Genomic DNA, 26,147 nt, shown 5'->3' with positions numbered 1-26,147 from the left:
TCGAAGTGGCGCGTTACTCAGTGATGCGCCACTTTTGTTTACACCGATGTGGCGAAGACTGATATACCATCCAGAGATCAACTACGCACTACGGCAGACGCTGGTGCTATGTTTACCTGTGGCTGTTGGTCTGATCATCGGTCAGCTTCATCTGGGACTCCTCTTCTCCCTGGTCCCTGCCTGTTGCAACATTGCCGGCCTTGATACCCCGCACAAGCGCTTTTTCAAACGTTTAGCTATTGGCGCGTCTTTGTTTGCCGGTTGCAGTCTGATCATGCAGTTGCTGCTGGCACAGGCCATACCGCTGCCGCTTATCCTCACCGGACTGACGCTGATTCTTGGCGTAACCGCCGAGCTAAGCCCTCTGCATGCCCGACTGTTACCGGCCTCACTTATCGCCGCGATTTTCACGCTAAGCCTGGTCGGGAACATGCCCGTCTGGGAACCGTTGCTGATCTATGCGCTGGGCACGTTATGGTACGGCCTGTTCAACTGGTTCTGGTTCTGGATGTGGCGCGAGCAGCCGCTCCGTGAATCGCTCAGCTTGTTGTACCGTGAATTAGCCGATTACTGTGAGGCCAAGTACAGCCTGCTGACCCAGCATGCCGATCCGGAAAAAGCGCTACCTCCCCTGCTGGTTCGCCAGCAGAAAGCGGTGGATCTGATTACCCAGTGCTACCAGCAAATGCATATGCTGTCGGCGCATCGCAACAACGATTACAAGCGCCTGCTGCGTGCCTTTCAGGAGGCACTGGACTTGCAGGAGCATATTTCCGTCAGCCTCCACCAGCCGGAAGAGGTGCAAAAGCTGGTCGAACGTAGCCACGCCGAACAGGTGATTCGCTGGAATGCGCGCACCGTCGCCGAACGCCTCCGGGTACTGGCCGATGATATTTTGTATCACCGCTTGCCGACCCGTTTCTCGATGGACAAGCAGATTGGCACGCTGGAGAAAATCGCCAACCAGCACCCGGACAATCCGGTGGGACAATTTTGCTACTGGCACTTCAGCCGTATTGCCCGCGTGCTACGCACCCAGCGACCGCTGTACGCCCGAGATTTAATGGCGGACAAGCAGCGTCGGTTGCCGCTGATCCCGGCCCTGAAAAACTATCTGTCGTTGAAATCGCCAGCGCTGCGTAATGCTGGACGCATCAGTGTCATGCTGAGTATCGCCAGCCTGATGGGCAGCGCTTTACACCTGCCAAAGCCTTACTGGATTTTGATGACGATCCTGTTCGTCACGCAAAATGGCTACGGAGCAACCCGGGTACGTATTTTACACCGTTCAGCAGGAACGCTCGTTGGACTGGTCATTGCCGGGGTCACCCTGCACTTTCATATTCAGGAAGGTTACACGCTGGCAGGCATGCTGCTGATTACCCTGGGTAGCTATCTGATCATGCGCAAAAACTACGGCTGGGCTACCGTCGGCTTTACGGTCACGGCGGTATACACCCTGCAACTGCTGACGCTGAACGGAGAGCAGTTTATCGTGCCGCGGTTTGTCGATACGGTTATTGGCTGCTTAATCGCCTTTGGCGGTACACTCTGGCTGTGGCCGCAGTGGCAGAGCGGCCTGCTGCGTAAGAACGCCCATGATGCGTTAGAAGCCGATCAGGAGGCCATTCGCCTGATCCTCAGTAACGATCCGCAGGCCACGCCGCTGGCGTATCAACGCATGCGGGTCAATCAGGCGCATAACACGTTGTTCAACTCACTGAACCAGGCGATGCAGGAGCCAGGATTCAACTCGCACTACCTGGCGGACATGAAACTGTGGGTCACGCATAGCCAGTTCATCGTCGAGCACATCAACGCGATGACCACACTGGCAAGGGAACATACAATGCTGACGCCGGATTTAGCGCAGCGGTATCTGGAATCCTGTGAAATTGCGCTCCAGCGCTGTCAGCAGCGGCTGGAATATGACGGACCGGGAAGCTCAGGCGATGTGAATATTCTCGAAGCGCCAGAGATGCTGTCCCACGGTCCGTTAAGCACCCTTGAGCAGCATCTGCAACGGATACTGGGGCATCTGAACACCATGCACACCATTTCGTCGGTAGCATGGCGTCAGCGACCGCACCACGGAATCTGGCTGAGCCGCCGTCTGCGGGACATGAAAGGTTAAGATCGACTGCCGGATGCGCTGTGCTTATCCGGCAACAGGTAATCAGGCAACGACTTTCGCTACCGCTTGTGCGAAACGCTGCATCCCTTCATCGATATCCGCCTGCTCAACTACCAGCGACGGCGCGAAACGCATCACGTCCGGTCCGGCGTTGAGTACCATCACCCCTTCGTGCGCGGCGGCATACAGGAAATCGCGCGCCCGGCCTTTAAACTGCGGCTTCAGCTCGGCGCCAATCAGCAGCCCCATCCCGCGAATATCGCTGAAAATGTCGAACTGTTGATCAATTTTGTGCAAATGTTGGACAAACGCCTGACGTTTAGCCTGAATACCTTCCAACACTTCCGGCGTGTTGATGATATCAAACGCGGCCCCCGCAACTGCGCAGGCCAGCGGATTGCCACCATAAGTGGAACCGTGCGAACCCACGTGAAATGCGGAGGCAATCTCTTGGGTGGTCAGCACCGCGCTCACCGGGAAGCCGCCGCCGAGAGCCTTCGCGCTGGTGAGGATATCCGGCGTCACGCCGTAGTGCATATAGGCAAACAGATCGCCGGTACGGCCCATCCCGCTCTGCACTTCATCCAATACCAATAGCGCCTGGTGTTGGTCGCAAAGTTCACGCAAACCTTGCAGGAATTCCGGCGTTGCCGCAGTGACGCCACCCTCCCCCTGAATAGGCTCAACCACCACTGCACAGGTGTGATCGTCCATCACCGCTTTGACCGCATGCAGATCGTTAAACGGTACATGGATGATATCTGCTGGTTTTGGTCCAAAGCCGTCAGAGTATTTCGGCTGCCCGCCGACGGACACGGTAAACAGCGAACGACCGTGAAACGCATTATGGAAGGCAATGATTTTGGTTTTGAACGGGCTATGGCGCACGCAGGCATAGTGGCGCGCCAGCTTAAAGGCGGTTTCGTTAGCTTCGGTACCCGAATTCATGAACAGCACGCGCTCGGCGAAGGTCGCATCAATGATTTTACGGCCCAGGCGCAACGCCGGTTCGTTGGTGAAAACGTTGCTGGTATGCCACAGGGTTTCACCCTGGGTTTTTAACGCCTCCACCAGGGCCGGATGGCAATGCCCTAGTGCAGTAACTGCAATGCCGCCCGCGAAATCAACATACTCTTTGCCCTGTTGATCCCAGACTCGACTCCCTTTCCCTTTTACCGGGATAAACTCAGCCGGTGCATAAATCGGCAGAATCACTTCATCGAATGTCGCGCGCGTAATTGCAGTTTGTTCAGTTGCCATGTCATTGCCACCCTGTTAAGCAGAAATGTTAGTGAAATTATAATCACAAAATATGAATAAAAAATCACTGAATAGCAACCACAAATCACCGATTGAGGAAATTAGCCAGCAGTTGATGCCCCTGTTCGCTGAGAATACTCTCCGGGTGAAACTGCACACCTTCCATATCCCACTCGCGGTGACGAATGCCCATAATCTCCTGCGTTTCACTCCAGGCCGTCACCTCAAAGCAGTCAGGAAGCGTCGCGGGGGCAACCACCAGAGAATGGTAGCGCGTCACCGTTAATGGGTTGGCGAGCCCCTGAAAAACACCCTGCCCGTTATGCGTAATTGGCGAGGTTTTACCGTGCATCACTTGAGCTGCCCGAACCACTGTCGCGCCAAAGGCCTGCGCCATAGCCTGATGTCCCAGACAAACACCCAGCAGGGGCGTCTTGCCCGCGAAATGACGAATAACATCCAATGAGATACCAGCGTCATCCGGCGTGCAGGGGCCTGGGGATATTACGATTTTTTGTGGGCTTAGCGCGTCGATTTGCGCCAGCGTCAGTTCGTCGTTGCGCCTGACAAGGACATCAGCGCCCAGTTCGCAGAAGTATTGGTACAGGTTCCAGGTAAAAGAATCATAGTTATCGATAAGCAGGATCATGGCGGCTCCGGTACATAAGAACCGCGCTATTCTACTCAGTTTCCGGGGCTTCGCTTACCACTTTACGAAATATCGCCCGAAGCGCAGACAGGTCACCCATCGCCCCACTCTGATTAGCCAGGTTCCACTCCTCAACCGGAATGTCATCCCAGCTCAACATATACCCAGCATGAATCGCTAACTGTTCGAAGAAAATTCGCTGCGCCAGACCGCTGCCAATACGAAACGGATGCAGCATGTTGATTTCGCAATAATAGTGCGCAAGACGATCCACAAACTTATCTTCCGGTAACCCCACCAACCAGGACTCGTCTTCCAGGTCCTGCATCAGCGCATTGCCCTCTTTCTCGATATAAGCGAAATGACAAAAGCGGGTATCGCCCTGGTAAATATCCACTTCTCGCAGATGTCCCGCCCAGTCAAAAATATCCCGATACAGTTGGCGATGAATGGCGCACAGATGCGGCAAGCCCCGTTTAAGCGGGCCTAATTCGATAGTGGCCGCACGCAGCGCCGTCAGTTCATACGCCGCCTGCGCCAGGCGCTGCGCCTGATGAATCCCCAGACGGTTACGCATGACATTCAGGCCCGGATACAAATAGGGATCGCGTCCATCACCGAATTTATCGCTCATAGTGCCCCCTCAACTCTTCAAGACGCGCCAGGGCGTCTTCCGTGCTCAGAGTTACCCGTGGAATATCTACCCCTTCCAACCGCCGACTGGCCTGGAAATTGGCATTTCGCCGTTGTTCCCAGAGTCTGGACTTTTGTTTATCGGTGAGTTTTTTCACGTGACCTCCCTGAATGAGCCGACACTTGCCACAAGTATAAGCGGCAATTTCAGGTTACGCAGAGAAGGGGAAGAACGCGGACAAGAACTGCCCGCGCAAAAGACGTTTACGGCAGGACTTTGGCAGACAGGATAACAATCGGTTTTGACGGGACATTCTGGTAAGGACCAACATCATGGGTCTGCACCTGAGAGATCTTATCCGCGACATCCATACCTTTCACAACTTTACCGAAGACCGCATACCCAAAGTCGCGCTGGCCGTGATCGAGGAACGCATTGTCTGCAATGTTGATAAAGAACTGGCTGGTCGCGCTGTCTTTATCTGCTGTACGCGCCATGGCAATCGTGCCGCGGGTATTACGCAGTCCGTTATCAGCTTCATTCTTGATTGGCGGGTTAGGTTTCTTCTGCTGCATCTGCTCGGTAAAACCGCCGCCCTGCACCATGAAGCCAGGGATCACGCGGTGGAACGTGGTGTTGTTATAGAAACCGCTGTTGACATAATCGACAAAGTTTTGCACTGAAACCGGGGCTTTCTGACTGTTCAGCTCCAGCTCAATGTTACCGGCAGAGGTTGTCAGCAGGACATGCGGGTCACCTTTTGCTGCCAGTGCTGCGGGAGAAAGAGCAGAAAGAGCGAGAACAGCTGCAACAGCCGCCAGAGTCGATTTGAGCATGAGAATTCCTTAACAAGAGCAGAAATGAAGCAAGTGAATTGATTCTAAAGAGCCTTCAAGAACAAGGCCATCCCTTTACTTAATTTTACGTACTTGAAACAAATGTAACCTTATAGCCTCAAGATTCAATGCGATCTAGATCACATAAAAAAATGTAACGTAGCAAGTAATTACCAATAAACATTTAAATGCATCACTAAAGCGCCTAAAATCTGCCCGCTCACGGCGCAGTCAATGCGCCTAACACTTCTATACAGGCCAGTCATGACTAACAGCAATCGCATCAAGCTCACATGGATTAGCTTTCTCTCCTACGCCCTGACAGGCGCGTTGGTAATTGTCACCGGGATGGTGATGGGAAACATCGCAGATTACTTCCATTTGCCCGTTTCCAGTATGAGTAACACCTTCACCTTTCTGAATGCCGGCATTCTGATCTCTATTTTTCTGAATGCATGGCTGATGGAAATTGTGCCACTGAAAACCCAGTTGCGCTTTGGCTTTATCCTGATGGTTCTGGCGGTCGCCGGACTGATGCTCAGCCATAGCCTGGCCTTGTTCTCAGCCGCCATGTTTGTACTGGGTCTGGTGAGCGGTATCACCATGTCGATTGGTACGTTCCTGGTGACTCAGATGTACGAAGGTCGCCAGCGCGGTTCCCGCCTGCTGTTTACTGACTCCTTCTTCAGCATGGCCGGCATGATTTTCCCGATGGTGGCAGCATTCCTGTTAGCGCGCAGCATCGAATGGTATTGGGTTTATGCCTGCATCGGCCTGGTATACGTCGCCATTTTCCTGCTGACCTTCGGCTGCGAATTCCCGGCGCTGGGTAAACACGCGCAGCAACCGGACGCGCCAGTGGTAAAAGAAAAATGGGGCATTAGCGTGCTGTTCCTGGCGATCGCCGCGCTGTGCTACATCCTCGGTCAGTTGGGCTTTATCTCCTGGGTGCCGGAATACGCCAAAAGTCTGGGCATGAGCCTGAACGACGCAGGTAAACTGGTCAGCGACTTCTGGATGTCTTACATGGTTGGCATGTGGGCATTTAGCTTTATCCTGCGTTTCTTCGATTTGCAGCGCATCCTGACCGTACTGGCGGGTGTGGCTACCGTCCTGATGTATCTGTTTATCACCGGTACGCCGGAGCATATGCCGTGGTTCATTCTGACGTTGGGCTTCTTCTCCAGCGCGATTTATACCACCATCATTACCCTCGGCTCCCTGCAGACGAAGGTCGCATCACCTAAACTGGTTAACTTCGTTCTGACCTGTGGCACCATCGGTACTATGCTCACCTTCGTGGTCACTGGCCCTATCGTGGCGCACAGCGGTCCGCTGGCGGCATTGCAGACGGCTAACGGCTTGTATGCGGTCGTATTCGTGATGTGCTTTATTCTTGGGTTCGTCACGCGTCATCGCCAGCATAACGCACCCGCAACACATTAATCTGAGTGCCGGATGGCGATGCTAACGCATCTTATCCGGCCTACAAGACAAGCTGTTTGTAGGCCGGATAAGGCGCAGACGCCCTCCGGCCTATTCCCGCGCCCTCTTCTTTCTCTGATGCTGTAGGCCAATTCTTACAAAAACCCCTTAATTTGTACGCTATTTATACAAATACGAAAAGCCTGTTAATTCCGTAACTTATAAAAATGCAGTTAAATCAGCTATATACCTCTTAAGGAGTATATAAAGGCGAATTTGATTTGCATCAATAAGCGGGGTTGCTGAATCGTTAAGGTAGGCAGTAATAGAAAAGAAATCGAGGCAAAAATGAGCAAAGTCAGACTCGCTATTATCGGTAATGGTATGGTCGGCCATCGCTTTATTGAGGATCTTCTTGATAAATCCGACGCTGCCAATTTTGATATTACCGTCTTCTGTGAAGAACCCCGCAAAGCGTACGACCGTGTCCACCTGTCGTCCTACTTCTCCCACCACACCGCCGAAGAACTTTCTCTGGTGCGTGAAGGATTCTACGAGAAGCATGGCGTTAAGGTGTTAGTGGGCGAGCGCGCAATCACCATCAACCGCCAGGAGAAGGTGATCCACTCCAGCGCGGGTCGTACGGTCTATTACGATAAGCTGATCATGGCGACAGGCTCTTATCCGTGGATCCCACCGATTAAAGGTTCGGAAACCCAAGACTGCTTCGTTTACCGCACCATCGAAGACCTCAACGCCATTGAATCTTGCGCGCGCCGTAGCAAACGCGGTGCCGTCGTCGGCGGTGGCCTCCTGGGTCTGGAAGCCGCCGGTGCGCTGAAAAGCCTCGGCGTTGAAACCCACGTGATTGAATTTGCCCCGATGCTGATGGCCGAACAGCTGGATCACATGGGTGGCGAGCAGTTACGTCGCAAAATTGAAAGCATGGGCGTGCGTGTCCACACCAGCAAAAACACTAAAGAGATCGTCCAGGAAGGCACCGAAGCGCGCAAAACCATGCGTTTTGCCGACGGTAGCGAACTGGAAGTCGATTTCATCGTCTTTTCTACCGGTATTCGCCCACGCGACAAACTGGCCACCCAATGCGGCCTCGACGTTGCGCCGCGCGGTGGTATTGTGATTAACGATACCTGCCAGACTTCTGATCCGGACATTTATGCCATCGGCGAATGCGCCAGCTGGAACAACCGCGTGTATGGTCTGGTCGCTCCAGGCTACAAAATGGCGCAGGTTGCCGTTGACCATATTCTCGAAACCGAAAACGCCTTTGAAGGCGCGGATCTGAGCGCCAAGCTGAAGCTGCTCGGTGTTGACGTCGGCGGGATTGGCGACGCGCATGCGCGCACGCCGGGCGCCCGTAGCTACGTCTATCTCGACGAAAGCAAAGAAGTCTACAAACGCCTCATCGTTAGCGAAGATAACAAAACCCTGCTCGGGGCGGTTTTAGTCGGTGACACCAGCGATTACGGCAACCTGCTGCAGCTGGTACTGAACGCCATCGAACTGCCGGAAAACCCAGACTCACTGATTCTGCCAGCTCACGCGGGCAGCGGTAAGCCGTCTATCGGTGTCGATAAACTGCCGGACAGCGCGCAGATTTGCTCCTGCTTCGACGTCACCAAAGGCATGCTGATCGCCGCTATCAACAAAGGCTGCCACACCGTTGCGGCGCTGAAAGCTGAAACCAAAGCTGGTACCGGCTGCGGCGGGTGTATCCCGTTGGTAACGCAGGTCCTGAACGCTGAACTGGCGAAACAGGGGATCGAAGTTAACAACAACCTGTGTGAACACTTCCCGTACTCGCGTCAGGAACTGTTCCATCTGATCCGTGTAGAAGGAATTAAAACCTTCGAAGAGCTGCTGGCAAAACACGGGAAAGGCTACGGCTGTGAAGTGTGTAAACCAACCGTAGGTTCCCTGCTGGCCTCCTGCTGGAATGAGTACATCCTCAAACCACAGCACACGCCGCTGCAGGACACTAACGACAACTTCCTGGCGAACATCCAGAAAGACGGTACCTACTCCGTGATCCCGCGCTCCGCGGGCGGAGAAATTACTCCTGAAGGCCTGGTGGCCGTGGGCCGTATCGCGCGTGAATTTAACCTGTATACCAAAATCACCGGTTCTCAGCGTATCGGCCTGTTCGGCGCGCAAAAAGATGACCTGCCGGAAATCTGGCGTCAGCTGATTGAAGCGGGCTTTGAAACCGGTCACGCATACGCTAAAGCCCTGCGTATGGCGAAAACCTGCGTAGGCAGTACCTGGTGCCGTTATGGCGTCGGCGATAGCGTCGGATTCGGCGTGGAGCTGGAAAACCGCTACAAAGGCATTCGTACCCCGCACAAAATGAAATTCGGCGTCTCCGGCTGTACCCGTGAATGTGCGGAAGCTCAAGGCAAAGACGTGGGTATCATCGCCACTGAGAAAGGCTGGAACTTGTACGTTTGCGGTAACGGCGGGATGAAACCTCGTCATGCAGACCTGCTGGCAGCGGATATCGACCGCGAAACGCTGCTCAAATACCTTGATCGTTTCATGATGTTCTACATCCGTACCGCCGACAAACTGACCCGAACCGCACCATGGTTAGACAACCTGGAAGGCGGTATCGAATATCTGAAATCGGTCATCATCGACGACAAACTGGGGCTGAACCAGCACCTGGAAGAAGAGATGGCCCGTCTGCGTGAAGCGGTGGTCTGCGAGTGGACAGAGACGGTTAACACCCCATCCGCACAGGTTCGCTTCAAACACTTTATCAACAGCGATCAACGCGATCCGAATGTCCAGGTTTTTCCTGAACGTGAACAACATCGTCCGGCCACGCCCTATGAGCGTATCCCGGTGACTCTGGTGGAGGAAAACGCATGAGCCAGTGGAAAAACATCTGCAAAATCGATGACATTCTGCCTGCAACAGGCGTCTGCGCCCTGTTAGGTAGCGAGCAAGTTGCGATTTTCCGCCCGTATCACAGCGACCAGGTGTTTGCGATCAGCAACATCGACCCGTTCTTCGAGTCCAGCGTGCTTTCTCGTGGGCTGATTGCTGAACATCAGGGCGAATTGTGGGTCGCCAGCCCGCTGAAAAAACAGCGCTTTCGCTTAAGCGATGGTCTGTGCATGGAAGACGAACAGTTCTCCGTGAAACATTACGAAGCCCGAGTGAAAGACGGCACGGTGCAACTGCGCGGTTAATAACTTTTTGGGAGGCGCAACGCCTCCCCTTTTTTGACGTATTTGTAGGTCTTTTATTTGTAGGCCTGATAAGCGTAGCGCTATCCGGCCTACGGTTACGATTTCTTTTTATTGTTTGTACTTCAAGGATAATCAACACATGTTCACAGACACTATTAATAAGTGTGCGGCTAACGCTGCGCGCATCGCACGCCTCTCGGCTAATAACCCGCTCGGATTCTGGGTCAGTTCGGCAATGGCGGGGGCCTACGTCGGTCTCGGCATCATTCTTATTTTCACCCTCGGTAATCTGCTCGACCCGTCCGTTCGTCCTCTGGTAATGGGTGCAACCTTTGGTATTGCCTTAACGCTGGTTATTATCGCCGGTTCTGAACTGTTCACCGGACACACGATGTTCCTGACGCTTGGCGTTAAAGCGGGCACCATCAGTCACGGTCAGATGTGGGCAATCCTGCCAAAAACCTGGCTGGGTAACCTGGTCGGATCCGTGTTTGTCGCTCTGCTTTACAGTTGGGGCGGCGGTAGCCTGCTGCCGGTCGATACCAGCATCGTCCATTCGGTGGCGTTGGCGAAAACCACCGCGCCAGCAACGGTGCTGTTCTTTAAAGGCGCACTGTGTAACTGGTTGGTTTGTCTGGCAATCTGGATGGCAATTCGTACCGAGGGCGCAGCAAAATTCCTCGCTATCTGGTGGTGTCTGCTGGCGTTTATCGCTTCCGGTTACGAGCACTCGGTTGCCAACATGACGCTGTTTGCCCTCTCCTGGTTCGGTCACCACAGCGAAGCCTATACCCTGTCAGGAATTGGTCATAACCTGTTGTGGGTGACACTCGGTAATACTTTGTCCGGTGTCGTATTCATGGGATTGGGTTATTGGTATGCTACGCCAAAATCGGAGCGTCCTGTTCCGGCAAAAATCAACCAGCCAGAGGCTACTGCCAATAATTAAGGGGTAATGTCGTGGATCATTTGCCTATATTTTGTCAACTACGTGACCGCGACTGCTTGATCGTCGGCGGTGGTGATGTCGCAGAACGCAAAGCGCGGTTACTGCTGGAAGCGGGCGCCCGTATAACGGTTAATGCGCTGGCGTTTATTCCGCAGTTCACCGTATGGGCAGATGAAGGCATGCTGACGCTGGTTGAGGGACCGTTCGACGAGTCCCTGCTCGACACCTGCTGGCTGGCTATTGCCGCCACCGATGACGATGCCGTCAACCAAAGCGTCAGCACCGCCGCAGAATCACGTCGTATTTTCTGCAACGTGGTCGATGCGCCAAAAGCAGCCAGTTTTATCATGCCCTCCATTATCGACCGCTCGCCGCTGATGGTGGCGGTCTCCTCCGGCGGTACATCGCCGGTGCTTGCCCGTCTGCTACGTGAAAGACTTGAATCTGTGCTGCCTCAGCATCTGGGCCAGGTCGCGCAATATGCAGGCAAGTTACGCGCCCGAGTGAAAGAACAGTTTGCCAGCATGGGTGAACGTCGCCGCTTCTGGGAAAAATTGTTCGTGAATGACCGCCTGGCGCAGTCGCTGGCGAACAGTGACCAGAAAGCCGTCGAGGAAACCACCGAGCAGTTGCTCAGTGAACCGTTGGACCATCGAGGCGAAGTAGTGCTGGTTGGCGCCGGTCCTGGCGATGCCGGGCTGCTGACGCTGAAAGGTCTACAGCAGATCCAGCAAGCGGATGTCGTGGTTTATGACCGTCTGGTATCCGACGACATCATGAACCTTGTACGCCGCGATGCCGACCGGGTGTTCGTCGGTAAACGCGCGGGCTACCACTGTGTACCGCAGGAAGAAATTAACCAGATCCTGCTGCGTGAAGCGCAACAGGGCAAACGCGTCGTGCGCCTGAAAGGTGGCGACCCGTTCATCTTTGGCCGTGGTGGCGAAGAGCTGGAAACCCTGTGCCATGCCGGTATTCCATTCTCCGTTGTGCCAGGTATTACCGCAGCATCCGGTTGTTCCGCCTATTCCGGCATTCCACTGACCCATCGTGATTACGCCCAGAGTGTACGTCTGGTCACCGGGCACCTGAAAACCGGCGGCGAGCTGGACTGGGAAAACCTGGCGGCAGAGAAACAGACGCTGGTGTTCTACATGGGCCTCAATCAGGCGGCGACTATCCAGGAAAAACTGATCGAATTTGGCATGCAACCCGATATGTCTGTCGCGCTGGTAGAAAACGGTACCTCCGTGAAGCAACGCGTTGTTAACGGGGTGCTTTCGCAACTCGGCGAACTGGCGCAGCAGGTTGAAAGCCCGGCGCTGATTATCGTCGGCCGCGTGGTTGGACTACGCGATAAGCTGAACTGGTTCTCGAACCATTAATTTAACGCTGAAAAATGCCCTGATGTTGGACTGCCCCCATAAAGTTGGACAGTTCATATTCAGGGCATTTATTTATCTTCCGATAGAAATAAATCAAAAACCGATACACGCTATATACTCGCCTCAGTAGCCCGACCGTCAATCATTAATTAAATGTATTTTTAAAACATTTAAATTTATTGAAAGCATATTTTATATAAAACTTGTTATGTCCTAATCCGGACTACTTTAAGTTTATTTTAGTTGATATCTTAACCGCCGAGAAATGGATTTCATCCATTTAAAAATAGATATCTTACAAGGATTTTAACATGCTGAAATTTGCAAAAATCACTATCGTTGCTGGTGTTCTGGCTACGCTGACCGCGTGTACTGGTCATGTCGATAACAAAAAAGATAACTGCACCTACGATTACTTCCTGCATCCGGCAATTTCTATTTCTAAAATTATTGGTGGCTGTGGCCCGGCTGCAGATCTGTAACAGAAGCGATTGCGCAAATACAAAAAAACCGGGAAATCCCCGGTTTTTATATTTATAGGTTAAATGCTCATTCACACGTTACCGCACTTCTCGCCGAGCAAGTAGCGGGCCAGGGTTGTCAGTCCCTCCTCTCTCTTGATAAATATCCGACGCATTTTATATTCTCAGTAAATTGAATATTTATATCTTCATTAAATTGATTGATATAAGGAAATATGCAAACGGTGAGGCGCTTCATATTTTTTGAGATTCACCAGCGAACAGGCGAAAAAAAACCGGGTAGAACCCGGTTTCTTCAGCAACGCAGAGCGCATTACGGCTTGGCGACAAAACCAATCGCTTCGTAAACCGCTTTCAGCGTAACAGACGCGCGTGCGCTGGCTTTTTCAGCGCCATCTTTCATCACCTGCTGCAGGAAAGCTTCATCGTTACGGAAACGGTGATAACGCTCCTGAAGCTCGGTCAGCATGCCGGAAACGGCCTCTGCGACTTCACCTTTCAGATGACCATACATCTTGCCTTCAAAGTGTTGTTCCAGCTCCGGAATGCTCTGGCCGGTAACGGCAGAGAGGATATCCAGCAGGTTGGAAACACCCGCTTTATTCTGCACGTCGTAGCGTACAACAGGCGGCTCTTCGGAGTCGGTCATCGCACGTTTGATTTTCTTAACCACGGATTTCGGATCTTCCAGCAGGCCGATCACGTTGTTGCGGTTGTCATCCGACTTGGACATTTTCTTCGTCGGCTCCAGTAGCGACATCACGCGCGCACCGGATTTAGGAATGAACGGCTCAGGCACTTTGAAGATGTCGCCATACAGGGCGTTGAAGCGCTGGGCGATATCGCGGCTTAGTTCCAGATGCTGTTTCTGATCTTCGCCAACCGGTACCTGGTTGGTCTGATACAACAGGATGTCTGCCGCCATCAGCACCGGATAATCAAACAGACCGGCGTTGATGTTCTCCGCATAGCGTGCGGATTTGTCTTTGAACTGGGTCATACGGCTCAGCTCGCCGAAATAGGTGTAGCAGTTCAGCGCCCAACCTAACTGTGCGTGTTCCGGTACATGAGACTGGACGAAAATGGTGCTTTTTTCAGGATCGATACCGCATGCCAGATACAGCGCCAGCGTATCGAGCGTTGCTTTACGCAACTGCTGAGCATCCTGACGAACGGTGATGGCATGTTGGTCAACGATGCAGTAGATGCAATGGTAGTCATCCTGCATGCTCACCCACTGACGCAGCGCACCCATATAGTTGCCAATGGTCAATTCACCTGAGGGCTGTGCGCCACTAAAAACGATGGGCTTAGTCATTTTTTGATTCCTGATTTTCGCTATGCGGAAGCCCGAGAACGGGCAGTAGTTCATTAATACGGTCGTAAATAACGTCGGGTTGGCTCAGCGCGATCGACTCGCCGTAGTTGTAGCCATAAGTCAGGCCAACGGACGGACAGCCAGCAGCTTTTGCCGCCTGAATATCATTACGTGAATCCCCTACGAAGAGCAATTGCTCCGGCTTGATGCCAAGCTTGCTTGCTACCAGCAGTAGCGGATCCGGATGCGGTTTTTTATTCTGCACGTCGTCACCACCGATGACCACGCTAAAGTATTTGGCGATATCTAACGCCTCAAGCAATGGCGCGACAAACGGGGTCGGTTTGTTGGTCACCAGACCCAGCGGCAATCCTTTCGCATGCATCGCGCCCAGCGTGTCGGCAACATCAGGGAACAGGAATGTCCCCTCTTCTGCGACATCGCCGTAGTATCTGTCGAACAGCTTACGCAAAATACGCACCTGTTCTTCGGCAGGGATATCATCATCAACGGGCGGTTTACCCATTGTCTTACGTAGTGTGGCGCGCTCCTGACGCGACCACGCCAACGCGCGCTCCATCAGTACATCTGCACCGTTGCCAATCCAGGTGATAACGCGTTCTTCACCGGCAATCGGCAGTTCCAGCGCATACAGCGCCATATCCACCGCTGCGGTTAATCCCGGCGCGCTGTCGACCAGCGTACCGTCGAGGTCAAATGCAACGCCCCGAATATCCTGAAACTTATCCATGACTTACCTTCGCCAGTTCATTGCGCATTTCATCAATGACTTTTTTGTAGTCTGGTTGGTCGAAAATAGCAGAGCCTGCGACAAACATATCTGCACCCGCCGCCGCGATTTCACCAATGTTGTTCACCTTGACGCCGCCGTCCACTTCGAGGCGGATATCGTAGCCAGATTCATCAATACGACGACGCACTTCGCGCAGCTTATCCAGCGTTTGTGGGATAAAGGACTGCCCGCCAAAACCTGGGTTAACGGACATCAGCAGGATCACATCGAGCTTATCCATGACGTAGTCCAGATAGCTCAGCGGTGTTGCCGGGTTAAACACCAGGCCCGCTTTACAGCCATGCTCTTTGATCAGCTGTAAAGTGCGATCGACGTGCTCGGAGGCTTCCGGGTGAAAGGTAATGATGCTCGCGCCGGCGGCGGCGAAGTCCGGGACAATACGATCGACCGGTTTCACCATCAGATGAACGTCAATCGGGGCAGTAATGCCATATTTACGCAGCGATTTCAGTACCATCGGGCCGATGGTCAGGTTCGGTACGTAGTGATTGTCCATGACATCGAAGTGTACGACATCGGCACCGGCAGTCAGCGCTCTCGCGGTGTCCTCACCCAGGCGGGCAAAATCAGCCGACAGAATTGAGGGGGCGATCAAATACTGTTTCATCCGCTTCTCCTTGAGAATTATTTCTTCGCAGGCGTTACAACTCCTGGTTTATACAGTGCCAGCAGTTCGTTCACCTTTTTACGCGTGCCGCCATTGCTGCTAATGCTGCGCCGCACTTTGACCTGAAAATGTTTCGCCGATCGGTACCATTCGCGGGTATCGGGCGTGTCATGGTTCGAAATTAACACCGGGATCTGCTTACTGACCAGCTTTTCTGCCATCTCGGCCAGATGTGCCTGCTCTTTTGGGCTAAAGCTGTTGGTATGATACGCGGTGAAATTTGCCGTCGCCGAAAGCGGTGCATAAGGCGGGTCACAATAGACCACAGAGTTGCTATCCGCACGGTCCATGCACTCTTCATAGGAGAGACAATGGAACTCCGCATTCTGCGCTTTTTCAGCAAAATGGTACAACTCGGCTTCCGGGAAGTAAGGTTTTTTATAACGACCAAACGGTACATTAAACTCGCCGCGCAGGTTATAACGGCACAATCCGTTGTAACCAAAGCGGTTCAGATACAAGAACAGCACTGCACGGCGGAACGGATCCTGACTGGCATTAAATTCTTCTCTGAACCGATAGTACACCTCAGCCTGATTAGTTTCAGGCATAAACAGCTCACGCGAAGCCTGCACATACTCATCGGTACGTGTCTTCACGATGTTATAGAGACTGATGAGGTCGCTGTTGATATCGGCAAGAATATAACGAGAAAAGTCGGTGTTGAGAAACACCGACCCGGCACCCACGAAAGGTTCAATCAGGCATTCACCCTGAGGTAAATGCCGTTTGATATCATCAAGCAGGGGGTATTTTCCCCCTGCCCATTTCAAAAAAGCGCGATTTTTTTTCATGCTGACTAACTAATTACACCTTCTCCGGCTGTGGAGAAAGCTCCGACAGCATCCTGCGCTTTAGTCTTTGTCCCGCAATTGGGCGAAACAGCAAACCATTGCAGAACATATCCTATCTTACTTCAAATCGGCCTGAACCTGGTGCAGCGGTTTTGCCCACGGATTTTTCGCCTGAATATCGGCGGGTAGCGTAGACACTGCACGTTTCGCATCTTCTTTAGACGCATACACGCCTGTTACCAGAACATACCACGGTTGACCGTTACGCGTCGTCTGATACACCACGTAGTTCTTCAGGTTTTCTTTCTTCGCCCAACCGTTAAGGTTGTCGTAGTTAGAAGAACTGCTGAGTTGCAGCGTGTAATGGCTGGACGGCGCAGATTTTAACGCTCCGACATTTCCTGCACTTTTCGCTCCACCAGCAACAGGTGTTGACGTTGTTGCCGTCGCAGTTGGCGCAGGCGTTGTAGTCGCGGTAGCTTTCGGCTCAACGGTCGCCTTCGGCGTAGCGGTAACCACAGGTGCCTTGGTTGTGGTCGTCGGCGCAGTTGCAGTTGGTTTTGCCTGAGCAACAGGTTTCGGCTCTGTCTGCGTCGCTTTCACCGTAGTTTGCGGTTTGCTCTTCGGCTCAATAACGGCCTGTTTACGTTCCTGGTGTGTCGCAGCAGGGCGTTCAGTCGTTTCCGTTTTCGCAGTCTGGCGCACAGCATTACCATTACGAACTGGCGCAACGGTCGCAGGTTCGGTCGGCAGCGTAGAGTTAACCACTACATTGTTAACCTGCTCCTGGCCTTGCGGTTGCGTCAGAGCGTTGTTCAGATCGCCCTGCACTTCAACACGCTGCTGGCCTTCAGTTGCCGCAGGTGTCTGACCTTGAGTTGGGGTAGAGGAAATCGGCGGTAGGGAAACATCCTGCTGGGTATTGCCAGCGGTCTGCTCAGCGCCTGTTGCAGGCGTAGTCGTGCTCGCCTGATCCGTCGCGTTGTTGCCAGAAAGATCAATGCTCTTCTCGCCAGATCCAGCCTGCTCACTGGGAGATGATGAGGGGGCTTTCAGCGCAGAACCGATACCGATGATCAGCAGCAACAGCACCAGGACACCGACCCCCATCATCATATACTGACGAGAGGCAGGCTTGCTGGCGGGTTTCTTACGCTTGCGCGGACGGCGTTCTACACGCTCTTCATCCACGTCATCGTCATCAGACTCATACTCTTCTTCAATGTCCCGTTCTTCTTCACGCTCTTTACGTGCGCGCGCAGGACGGCGATCGTCAGCATCCAGATCAACATCATCAAAATTGATTTGCGGCTCATTATCACGTTCAGACGATTGACGAGAACGACCAGTACGACGATCGCTGGGATCGGGTTTCAGCTCGTCTTCTGGTTTGAATTCATCCATTTAACACCCCACTCAAAGGTTAATGCTTACGACTTTGCACATAACCTGAAGCTAAAAGACCTACGTTTCGCAACGCAAGCCAGACCTTTCTTGTTGTTACGCCGGCTGGCAATCAGCAATAGCGTTAAGAACCACCTCGTGCGACACTCCGCCGCGCACTTCACTCTTCCCTAATGCCAGCGGAAGCACTAAACGAATCTCTCCCGCTAACACTTTTTTATCTCGCAGCATGTGCGGCAGATAAGCCTCGCTGGACATTTCACGCGGTCCATTGACCGGCAAGCCCGCTCGCTGCAGCAGCGTAATGATGCGCTGCGTATCAGCGGAGGTAAACTGTCCAAGGCGTTCTGACGTACGAGCAGCCATTACCATACCTGCTGCAACGGCTTCACCATGTAACCAATTGCCATAACCCATTTCAGCTTCGATCGCATGGCCAAACGTGTGTCCCAGATTCAGTAAAGCACGTAAGCCCATTTCACGCTCGTCCGCTGCGACAACTTCTGCTTTCAGCTCACAACAACGACGAATACAGTACGCCATCGCCGGACCATCCAGACGCAATAACGCATCCAGATTTTCTTCCAGCCAACTGAAAAATTCACCGTCAAGGATGATGCCGTATTTGATCACTTCCGCCAGCCCCGATGCCAGCTCACGCGCAGGAAGCGTTTTCAGACAATCGAGATCCACCACCACGGACGCCGGTTGGTAAAACGCGCCAATCATGTTTTTACCGAGGGGATGGTTTACGGCGGTTTTGCCGCCAACGGAGGAGTCGACCTGCGACAACAGGGTTGTCGGGACTTGAATAAAACGAACACCACGCTGATAGCTGGCTGCCGCAAAACCGGTCAGATCGCCTATCACGCCGCCGCCAAGTGCGACTAACGTGGTATCACGACCGTGCGGTTTTTGCAGTAACGCAGTGAAAACCGTATCCAGAACCGTCAGGCTTTTATACTGCTCGCCATCGGGAAGGATAACGCTATCAACGTTAACACCCGCCTGTTCAAGTACGCCGCGAACCTTATCGAGATAAAGGGGAGCCAGGGTTTCGTTGGTCACCAACATAACCTGATCGCCCGATTTCAGCGGTAAGAATGAAGCTGGCTCATTAAACAAACCAGCCGCGATGGTGATAGGGTAACTACGTTCCCCGAGAGTGACTGTAATCCTCTCCATTACGCGACATCCACCTTAGTTACTTGTACCCGCAGACGAGTGTGTATTCAGCCAGAATTAGTTGCTTTCCAACATATGAATAATCTGGTTTGCTACGACTTTTGCGCTCTGATCGTCGGTGCGAATGGTCACGTCAGCAATCTCTTCGTACAGAGGATTGCGTTCGTCAGCCAACGCTTCCAGAACTTCACGAGGCGGCGATTCTACCTGCAGCAGCGGGCGTTTCTTGTCACGTTGAGTTCGCGCAAGTTGTTTTTCAATTGTCGTTTCAAGATAGACCACGACGCCACGCGCGGAAAGACGGTTACGTGTTTCACGTGATTTAACAGAGCCACCGCCAGTTGCCAGCACAATACCCTGTTTTTCCGTCAACTCGTTGATGACTTTTTCTTCGCGATCACGGAAGCCGTCTTCACCTTCTACATCGAAGACCCAGCCCACATCAGCTCCGGTTCGTTTCTCAATCTCTTGATCAGAATCGTAAAATTCCATATTGAGTTGTTGAGCTAACTGGCGCCCAATAGTGCTTTTTCCGGCACCCATAGGCCCAACCAGAAAGATATTGCGTTTCTCTGCCATTTTTTCGGTACTACTAAGACTATTCGTTAATGGTAAACCCGCTTCGCAGACACTCAGCGCAGCAGGACATGAACTGAAACCTCATAAGATATTGCGAGAGTCAGACTGAAAATTATCTCAATACTCAAGCGGGTTTGGCAACTGAATAAATCACCAAACCTTACGCATTTCTGGTCGTGGCAGGCATGCTACCCTGCAAACATCAGACCTGGCGACGTATCGCACAGCCAAATGACACCAAATAAGCCTATGACACACCACCAGAAAGGCAAAGCGTATTTACTGCCGCATAAGTAAAGAAAAGTACCGACACTCAAATCGGTACTCCTTGTATGCTAAATACACCCGCACGTCAAATCTCTGAAACGTGTTCAGTGCAAAAACAACGGCTTTTCATGCATAAGTTATTGCGTTGAAACCAGTCTGGGCGTAATAAAAACCACTAATTCACGCCGTTCGTCTTCTTTACCATCATGACGAAAGAGAGAGCCAAGCCAGGGGATGTCGCCCAACAGCGGCACGCTGTCGGCTGCGGATTTATTCTTATGTGAAAAAATCCCGCCCAGCGCAATCGTCTCGCCGCTTTTTACCTCGACCTGAGTTTCAATCTCCTGCTTATCAATAGCCAGAACTTCGCCATCCGCCTGCTGTAGCACCTGCCCGGGAACATTCTGGCTGATATGCAGTTTCAGTCTGATTCGTCCTTTCTGCAATACGGTGGGCGTGACTTCCATCCCTAATACAGCTTCCTTGAACTCGACGGATGTCGCGCCGCTTTCACCGCTGGAGACCTGATAAGGGATCTCACTACCCTGCTTAATACTGGCAGGTTGCAGGTGAGAAGCCAGTAAGCGTGGACTGGCGATGATGTCCAACTGCTGTTTTTGCTCCAGCGCAGACAGCTCCAGCTCGAGTAAACGACCGTTAATACGGCCAATGTTAAATCCCACACGGGATGTGGCTGTGGATACAGAAAGATCGCTGGCAAGCGTTGTGACGTTCCCCACAGCCCCCGATTGCTGTGCGTCAGCCAGCGACCACTTCACCCCCAGCTCACGCAAGCTTTTTTCATTAATCGTCACGATATGCGCCGCCAGTTCGACTTGTGCAACCGGCAGATCCATTTGCGCCACCCACGTTTCCAGTGCGTTAAGCGCAACGCTATTATCACGCAGCAGTAAGCGGTTGGTGCGTTTATCCACCGTCATACTTCCTTTGGCGCTGAGCAGCTTTTCTCCGGCTTTTGCCAGCTCGGAGGCATCAGCATATTGCAAAATGATACTGCGATGTTCCAACGGCAGGCTGGCCTGAAGCCGTGCCTGCTCATTGTCCTGACGAGCCGCATTTTCACTCTGCCATTGAACAGAATGCACATGCAGAATGTTGCCTTCCTGGCGTAATACCAGCCCGGCGCTTTTCACCACCGTTTGCAATGCCTGCTTCCAGGGCACATCCGTCAAATGCAGTGACAGCACACCGCTGACATCCGGTGAAACTACCAGGTTTTTCTTTTCCTGTTCGGCCAGCGCCTGCAATACCTGCACAACCGGCACATCATCGACCACCAGCGTCACGTTTTGTGATTTCGCCGCCAGTACGCTCTGAATCCCGACCACCAGTACGAGTACTATCCATGCCATCCATCGCTTCATTTATCGCTCCTTGTCGTTGCCACTGCCACTGCGACGGCTCGCAGTTTTTCCCTGTGTCGAGGGTTACGCTCTGGGCCGTTATCTGCGTAACCGTCCAACCGTTTTTCAGGACATCATTTCGCTCAACCCGCTGCCATTTTTTCTGGCTATCCTGAACAATGCCAATGGGTCGCGCGCCCTGGCTCAATATTCCCTGATAGCGCCATGCCGACAGCTCAGCAATTTGGCAGCGGTCCTCCGGCGGCAGGAAGGGATTACGCATACCGGTGAGTATCAGTACGCTTACGCACGCCAACAGCCAGCGTTCAACCATCATTCAGGCGCTCCAGTTGTAGTGTTAACAGCAGCTCCGCACCTTCTGCGTAAAGAGAAAACCGGCTGACGTTCATCCCTTGCTCCGCTAATTGGTCAAACATCGGCGGGATGGCATCCCAGCCTGGCTTCAGCGTCATTTCTCCTCCCTGTGCGGAGGGTTGCCAGTGGATAAGATGTGCAAGAGGAGTCTGAAACAGCAGTGGGGAGAACGGAATCAGCGTCTCTTCAAGCTCTTCTGGCGATGCCGCCAGCAGATATAAATTTCGCCATTGTGCCTGAATGGCCGCTCGTTGCTGATTTAGCGCCTCTTGTTGCATAACCCGTTTCTGCGCGGTGGAGCTGAGGCATAACATGACGACGATGAGCAGTCCCAGCATCCAGCCACCGCCGCAGATGAGCCGAAAGCGCGGCGACTGTGCTAACCAGCTATCACAAAGCGTTTTCATGCGCACCGCTCCGCATCAGTCGATAGTGGAATTGCCAGCGTCCCTGCGCATCCTGCTGCGTTTCGCCAGGGCTACCCAATTTAAACAGCGGCAGCTGGCGTAATTGCGCTTCCAGCGCCTTCAGCGCGGCAAAGCTCAGCGTGTTTCCCGTCAGTTCCAGTGTCTCCTGCTGCCAGGTTATTTTTGTTAACCACGCCCGCTCTGGCAGTAATTCCGCCAGCCCTTGCAAAACCCGCTGCCAGCTTCGGGTCTGCTCCCGCTGTTTGTTCCGCGCTTGAACCTGTTGCCATCGTTGCTGGCGCAGCTGCACACGCGGCTTTAGCGCCATTAAAGCCTCGGCCCGCGTCTTTTCGGCATCCGCTAACAACAATTCGACCTGGTTTTCTACGCTCAAAACGCTGTAATAGCGCAACAACACGCCGCTACTAAGCAGTAGCGAAGCGCCAAATAAAACACTCCAGAAGCGTAGGCAGGCGCGACGTCGCGTCTGGCGCCAGGGCAGAAGATTGATGGTCGCTATCATCAACATGTGCCTCCCATAGCGAGTCCCAGTGCAATGGTGAAGCGATGGCTTTGCGTTGGAATTGGCGGCTGGCGTACAGACACCACGCTTAAAGGATCGAAGCCGCTGGGATCGCATAGCGCAATGGCTGTCGTGGAAAGCGATAATGTCGCGGCAAGCTCGTCGATACAGCCAATATCGCCCGTTGATTTACGCCCCCATGCCGAACGGGTCGCCCATAGCCACTGGGTATCATCATGCCATACCAGACACTGATGACGTTCTGGCAGGTAAGGTATAAATCGCTGTAACGCGCTGGCATCCGGCGTAATCGCCGTAACCTGCACCTTCAACGTTTGGATAAGCGTCAGAAGCGCTGAAATCTCTTTGCTTTGCGCGGCAGTGACGTTAAACGCCGGGCTTAACGTGTCTTCGCTATAATCAAAATGCAGCGCATCCGGCGCCATATCCAGTTCACGCGCCATCGAGCCGGATAACCATGCGGCTTGCTCCGGCTCGCGCAGCATCATTTCCGGACGAGGGTACTTTTTTTGTAACGTCCTGTTGGCAGGAAAAGAGAGATGAATATGGTGTCGGCGAGGAAGTTCCCGGCTCCACGGCAGTAGCGCTGCGACAAGCTGTTCAGGCTCGCGAATGTGGCCATCGACGATAACCTGAGGCGTCAGCGGTATACGCCACCAGCGCTGGAGAAACCAACCGGATGCGTCGTGAACTACGGCGACAGCCAGCGCTTCATGTTGCTGAATATGCAGACCAATTTTCCAAATATTGAAAGCCATTGCTGATGATCTCCTTATCACCCGTTGCTTTAACGGGTATATCAATGCGTCTGGCTTGCCTTTATACTACCGCGCGTTTGTTTATAAACTGCCCAAATGCCACTAAATGGGAAATCTCCAGTGAAGTTCGTAAAGTATTTATTAATCCTTGCAGTATGTTGCATCCTGCTGGGAGCAGGCTCGATTTATGGCCTCTACCGCTATATTGAGCCGCAATTACCTGACGTCGCGACGCTCAAAGATGTGCGTTTACAGATCCCGATGCAGGTTTACAGCGCTGATGGCGAGCTGATCGCGCAATATGGCGAGAAACGTCGAATCCCGGTCACCCTGGATCAGATGCCGCCGGTAATGGTTAAAGCCTTTATCGCTACCGAAGACAGTCGTTTTTATGAGCACCACGGGGTAGACCCGGTGGGGATATTCCGTGCTGCCAGCGTCGCGCTGTTCTCCGGCCATGCATCGCAAGGGGCCAGCACCATTACCCAACAGTTGGCGAGAAACTTCTTCCTGAGCCCGGAACGTACGCTGATGCGTAAGATCAAAGAAGTGTTCCTGGCGATCCGCATTGAACAACTGCTGAGTAAAGATGAGATCCTCGAACTGTATCTGAACAAGATTTACCTGGGGTATCGCGCTTATGGCGTAGGTGCTGCCGCGCAGGTCTATTTCGGTAAGACAGTTGATCAGCTCAGCTTAAGTGAAATTGCGGTGATTGCCGGTCTGCCAAAAGCGCCGTCAACCTTCAACCCCCTCTATTCGATGGAAAGGGCAACCGCGCGACGTAACGTCGTACTGTCGCGTATGTTGAGCGAAAACTACATCACGCAGGCCCAGTACGATCAGGCGCGCGGAGAAGCCATTGACGCCAACTACCACGCGCCGGAAATCGCCTTCTCCGCGCCGTATCTCTCTGAGATGGTGCGCCAGGAGATGTATAACCGTTATGGCGAGAAAGCCTATGAGGACGGGTATCGCATCACCACCACCATTACGCGCAAAGTACAGCAGGCGGCTCAGCAGGCAGTACGTAACAACGTGATGGATTACGACATGCGCCATGGTTACCGCGGCCCGTCGAACGTGCTGTGGAAAGTGGGCGAAAGCAGTTGGGACAGCAAGAAAATCACCGATACGCTGAAAGCGCTACCGACTTATGGTCCCCTGCTACCGGCGGTTGTTACCAGCGCCACTCCGCAGGAAGCCATTGCCGCGCTGGCGGATGGTACGTCAGTGTCATTACGGATGGATGGCATGCGCTGGGCGCGTCCTTACCGCTCGGATACCCAGCAAGGCCCGACGCCGCGCAAAGTGACTGATGTGGTGCAAACCGGGCAGCAAATCTGGGTACGCCAGGTTGGCGATTCCTGGTGGCTGGCGCAAGTACCGGACGTCAACTCCGCACTGGTCTCCATCAATCCGCAAAACGGCGCGGTGCTGGCGCTGGTCGGTGGTTTTGACTTCAACCAGAGCAAGTTTAACCGTGCAACCCAGGCGTTACGTCAGGTGGGTTCCAACATCAAACCATTCCTGTATACCGCCGCGATGGATAAAGGTCTGACGCTGGCGAGCATGCTCAACGACGTGCCGATCTCCCGCTGGGATGCCGGCGCGGGTTCCGACTGGCAGCCGAAGAACTCACCGCCGCAATACGCCGGTCCTATCCGCTTACGTCAGGGGCTGGGTCAGTCGAAAAACGTGGTGATGGTACGCGCCATGCGCGCGATGGGCGTGGATTACGCGGCAGAGTATCTGCAACGTTTCGGCTTCCCGGCACAGAACATTGTGCACACCGAGTCGCTGGCGCTGGGTTCTGCCTCATTCACGCCGTTGCAGGTGGCGCGCGGTTATGCAGTGATGTCGAACGGCGGCTTCCTGGTCGATCCGTATTTCATCAGTAAAATCGAAAGCGATATGGGCGGCGTTATCTTCGAGGCGAAGCCGAAAATTGCCTGTCCGGAATGCGATATTCCGGTGATTTATGGTGATACCCAGAAATCTAACGTGCTGGAAAACAGTAACGTCGAAGATGTCGCCGTCTCGCAGGAACAGCAGAATGCCGCCGTGCCTATGCCTCAGCTTGAGCAGGCAAACCAGGCGCTGGTCGCGCAAAGCGGCACGCAGGAGTACGCTCCACATGTGATCAACACGCCGCTGGCCTTCCTGATTAAAAGCGCCCTGAACACCAATATCTTTGGTGAGCCGGGCTGGATGGGAACCGGTTGGCGTGCAGGTCGCGATTTACAGCGCCATGATATCGGCGGGAAAACCGGGACCACCAACAGCTCTAAAGATGCATGGTTCTCTGGCTACGGGCCAGGCGTGGTGACGTCGGTATGGATCGGGTTTGATGATCATCGCCGCAATCTCGGACACACGACGGCTTCTGGGGCGATCAAAGACCAGATCTCCGGCTACGAAGGCGGCGCAAAGAGCGCACAGCCTGCCTGGGATGCCTATATGAAGTCCGTGCTGGAAGGCGTGCCTGAGCAGCCGCTGACGCCGCCGCCGGGTATCGTGACGGTCAATATCGATCGCAGCACCGGTCAACTGGCAAGCGGTGGCAACAGCCGCGCAGAATACTTCATTGAAGGCACTCAGCCGACGCAACAGGCGGTGCATGAGGTGGGGACGACCATTATCGATAATGGTGAGACGCACGAACTGTTCTGATTCCTGACCGATCAAAAAAAGGCGCTTCG

General features: G+C 53.4%; 25 protein-coding genes and 1 pseudogene. 8 read left to right on the top strand and 18 right to left on the bottom strand.

Translation table 11 applies throughout. From position 1 onward, the window contains the following. Nucleotides 1-46: 46 nt before the first annotated feature. Complete coding sequence (locus BZK42_RS14015; RefSeq protein WP_016154774.1) at nucleotides 47-2,134, top strand: YccS/YhfK family putative transporter; 2,088 nt, start codon at nucleotides 47-49, stop codon at nucleotides 2,132-2,134. A gap of 42 nt (nucleotides 2,135-2,176) precedes the next feature. Here the strand turns inward: BZK42_RS14015 and argD are convergent, their stop codons facing one another. From argD to ppiA, 5 genes are all read right to left on the bottom strand, one after another. Then, nucleotides 2,177-3,394: a bifunctional acetylornithine/succinyldiaminopimelate transaminase gene (argD, locus tag BZK42_RS14010; RefSeq protein WP_046275256.1), complete on the bottom strand. Its 1,218-nt coding sequence runs from the start codon at nucleotides 3,392-3,394 to the stop codon at nucleotides 2,177-2,179. An 85-nt stretch (nucleotides 3,395-3,479) separates the two neighbouring features. After that, entirely contained in the window at nucleotides 3,480-4,043 is a 564-nt protein-coding gene (pabA, locus tag BZK42_RS14005) for an aminodeoxychorismate synthase component 2 (RefSeq protein WP_047501474.1), read from the bottom strand. A gap of 31 nt (nucleotides 4,044-4,074) precedes the next feature. After that, on the bottom strand, nucleotides 4,075-4,677 hold the full coding sequence (locus tag BZK42_RS14000) for a putative adenosine monophosphate-protein transferase Fic (protein ID WP_080859344.1): 603 nt from the start codon (nucleotides 4,675-4,677) through the stop codon (nucleotides 4,075-4,077). Beyond that, nucleotides 4,667-4,834: a YhfG family protein gene (locus BZK42_RS13995; protein ID WP_016157626.1), complete on the bottom strand. Its 168-nt coding sequence runs from the start codon at nucleotides 4,832-4,834 to the stop codon at nucleotides 4,667-4,669. The genes BZK42_RS14000 and BZK42_RS13995 overlap by 11 nt, the downstream gene beginning before the upstream one ends. 106 nt (nucleotides 4,835-4,940) lie before the next feature. Then, on the bottom strand, nucleotides 4,941-5,513 hold the full coding sequence (ppiA, locus tag BZK42_RS13990) for a peptidylprolyl isomerase A (protein ID WP_003023595.1): 573 nt from the start codon (nucleotides 5,511-5,513) through the stop codon (nucleotides 4,941-4,943). A 264-nt stretch (nucleotides 5,514-5,777) separates the two neighbouring features. Between ppiA and tsgA the strand changes: the two genes are divergently transcribed. The 6 genes from tsgA (at nucleotide 5,778) to BZK42_RS13960 (ending at nucleotide 12,969) form a co-directional block, all read left to right on the top strand. Beyond that, the gene (tsgA, locus tag BZK42_RS13985; protein ID WP_080859343.1) at nucleotides 5,778-6,959 is read left to right on the top strand and encodes an MFS transporter TsgA; all 1,182 of its coding nucleotides are present in this window, start codon (nucleotides 5,778-5,780) and stop codon (nucleotides 6,957-6,959) included. Between the two features lie 327 nt (nucleotides 6,960-7,286). After that, entirely contained in the window at nucleotides 7,287-9,830 is a 2,544-nt protein-coding gene (gene nirB / locus BZK42_RS13980) for an NADPH-nitrite reductase large subunit (RefSeq protein ID WP_080859342.1), read from the top strand. Next, the gene (gene nirD, locus BZK42_RS13975; RefSeq protein WP_016154780.1) at nucleotides 9,827-10,153 is read left to right on the top strand and encodes a nitrite reductase small subunit NirD; all 327 of its coding nucleotides are present in this window, start codon (nucleotides 9,827-9,829) and stop codon (nucleotides 10,151-10,153) included. The genes nirB and nirD overlap by 4 nt, the downstream gene beginning before the upstream one ends. 139 nt (nucleotides 10,154-10,292) lie before the next feature. Next, complete coding sequence (nirC, locus tag BZK42_RS13970) at nucleotides 10,293-11,102, top strand: nitrite transporter NirC (protein ID WP_080859341.1); 810 nt, start codon at nucleotides 10,293-10,295, stop codon at nucleotides 11,100-11,102. Between the two features lie 11 nt (nucleotides 11,103-11,113). Next, nucleotides 11,114-12,487, top strand: coding sequence for a siroheme synthase CysG (cysG, locus tag BZK42_RS13965; RefSeq protein ID WP_016157628.1), 1,374 nt, complete (start codon nucleotides 11,114-11,116; stop codon nucleotides 12,485-12,487). Between the two features lie 311 nt (nucleotides 12,488-12,798). Then, on the top strand, nucleotides 12,799-12,969 hold the full coding sequence (locus tag BZK42_RS13960; RefSeq protein ID WP_016154783.1) for a YhfL family protein: 171 nt from the start codon (nucleotides 12,799-12,801) through the stop codon (nucleotides 12,967-12,969). Between the two features lie 77 nt (nucleotides 12,970-13,046). On the opposite strand, the pseudogene BZK42_RS29300 reads toward BZK42_RS13960, so the two are convergent. The 13 genes and pseudogenes from BZK42_RS29300 to BZK42_RS13895 all read right to left on the bottom strand — a co-directional run. Then, nucleotides 13,047-13,124, bottom strand: a pseudogene (locus BZK42_RS29300) (hypothetical protein); the annotation flags it as partial. A gap of 158 nt (nucleotides 13,125-13,282) precedes the next feature. Beyond that, the gene (gene trpS, locus BZK42_RS13955) at nucleotides 13,283-14,287 is read right to left on the bottom strand and encodes a tryptophan--tRNA ligase (RefSeq protein WP_016154784.1); all 1,005 of its coding nucleotides are present in this window, start codon (nucleotides 14,285-14,287) and stop codon (nucleotides 13,283-13,285) included. Further along, the gene (gene gph, locus BZK42_RS13950) at nucleotides 14,280-15,038 is read right to left on the bottom strand and encodes a phosphoglycolate phosphatase (protein ID WP_016154785.1); all 759 of its coding nucleotides are present in this window, start codon (nucleotides 15,036-15,038) and stop codon (nucleotides 14,280-14,282) included. The genes trpS and gph overlap by 8 nt, the downstream gene beginning before the upstream one ends. Then, entirely contained in the window at nucleotides 15,031-15,708 is a 678-nt protein-coding gene (gene rpe / locus BZK42_RS13945) for a ribulose-phosphate 3-epimerase (protein ID WP_003023561.1), read from the bottom strand. The genes gph and rpe overlap by 8 nt, the downstream gene beginning before the upstream one ends. A 17-nt stretch (nucleotides 15,709-15,725) precedes the next feature. Further along, the gene (gene dam, locus BZK42_RS13940; protein ID WP_016154786.1) at nucleotides 15,726-16,562 is read right to left on the bottom strand and encodes an adenine-specific DNA-methyltransferase; all 837 of its coding nucleotides are present in this window, start codon (nucleotides 16,560-16,562) and stop codon (nucleotides 15,726-15,728) included. A gap of 117 nt (nucleotides 16,563-16,679) precedes the next feature. Beyond that, nucleotides 16,680-17,966 (bottom strand): cell division protein DamX, encoded by a 1,287-nt coding sequence (gene damX / locus BZK42_RS13935; protein ID WP_075848121.1) that lies wholly within the window; start codon nucleotides 17,964-17,966, stop codon nucleotides 16,680-16,682. Between the two features lie 96 nt (nucleotides 17,967-18,062). Continuing rightward, nucleotides 18,063-19,151, bottom strand: coding sequence for a 3-dehydroquinate synthase (gene aroB, locus BZK42_RS13930; protein WP_016154788.1), 1,089 nt, complete (start codon nucleotides 19,149-19,151; stop codon nucleotides 18,063-18,065). A 57-nt stretch (nucleotides 19,152-19,208) separates the two neighbouring features. Beyond that, nucleotides 19,209-19,730, bottom strand: a complete 522-nt coding sequence (gene aroK, locus BZK42_RS13925) for a shikimate kinase AroK (RefSeq protein ID WP_003023552.1) — start codon at nucleotides 19,728-19,730, stop codon at nucleotides 19,209-19,211. A 404-nt stretch (nucleotides 19,731-20,134) separates the two neighbouring features. Continuing rightward, a complete protein-coding gene (gene hofQ / locus BZK42_RS13915; RefSeq protein WP_016157631.1) occupies nucleotides 20,135-21,382 on the bottom strand; it encodes a DNA uptake porin HofQ in 1,248 nt (415 codons plus the stop codon). Beyond that, nucleotides 21,285-21,698, bottom strand: a complete 414-nt coding sequence (locus BZK42_RS13910) for a HofP DNA utilization family protein (RefSeq protein WP_016154790.1) — start codon at nucleotides 21,696-21,698, stop codon at nucleotides 21,285-21,287. Before BZK42_RS13910 ends, hofQ begins: the two co-directional genes overlap by 98 nt. After that, nucleotides 21,688-22,143 carry a HofO family protein gene (locus tag BZK42_RS13905; protein ID WP_080859340.1) on the bottom strand — a complete coding sequence of 152 codons (456 nt, stop codon included), beginning with the start codon at nucleotides 22,141-22,143 and terminating at the stop codon, nucleotides 21,688-21,690. The genes BZK42_RS13910 and BZK42_RS13905 overlap by 11 nt, the downstream gene beginning before the upstream one ends. After that, nucleotides 22,127-22,666: a PilN domain-containing protein gene (locus tag BZK42_RS13900; protein ID WP_080859348.1), complete on the bottom strand. Its 540-nt coding sequence runs from the start codon at nucleotides 22,664-22,666 to the stop codon at nucleotides 22,127-22,129. Before BZK42_RS13900 ends, BZK42_RS13905 begins: the two co-directional genes overlap by 17 nt. After that, nucleotides 22,666-23,445 carry a type IV pilus biogenesis protein PilM gene (locus BZK42_RS13895; protein ID WP_080859339.1) on the bottom strand — a complete coding sequence of 260 codons (780 nt, stop codon included), beginning with the start codon at nucleotides 23,443-23,445 and terminating at the stop codon, nucleotides 22,666-22,668. Before BZK42_RS13895 ends, BZK42_RS13900 begins: the two co-directional genes overlap by 1 nt. A gap of 120 nt (nucleotides 23,446-23,565) precedes the next feature. Here BZK42_RS13895 and mrcA point away from each other — a divergent pair, with 120 nt between their 5' ends. Further along, entirely contained in the window at nucleotides 23,566-26,118 is a 2,553-nt protein-coding gene (gene mrcA, locus BZK42_RS13890) for a peptidoglycan glycosyltransferase/peptidoglycan DD-transpeptidase MrcA (protein ID WP_080859338.1), read from the top strand. The last annotated feature ends 29 nt before the right edge of the window (nucleotides 26,119-26,147 follow it).

The organism is Citrobacter braakii, assembly GCF_002075345.1.
Classification (GTDB): Bacteria; Pseudomonadota; Gammaproteobacteria; order Enterobacterales; family Enterobacteriaceae; genus Citrobacter; species Citrobacter braakii.
Note: the sequence above shows the minus strand (reverse complement) of the source record. Positions and strands in the feature narration are given on the sequence as shown.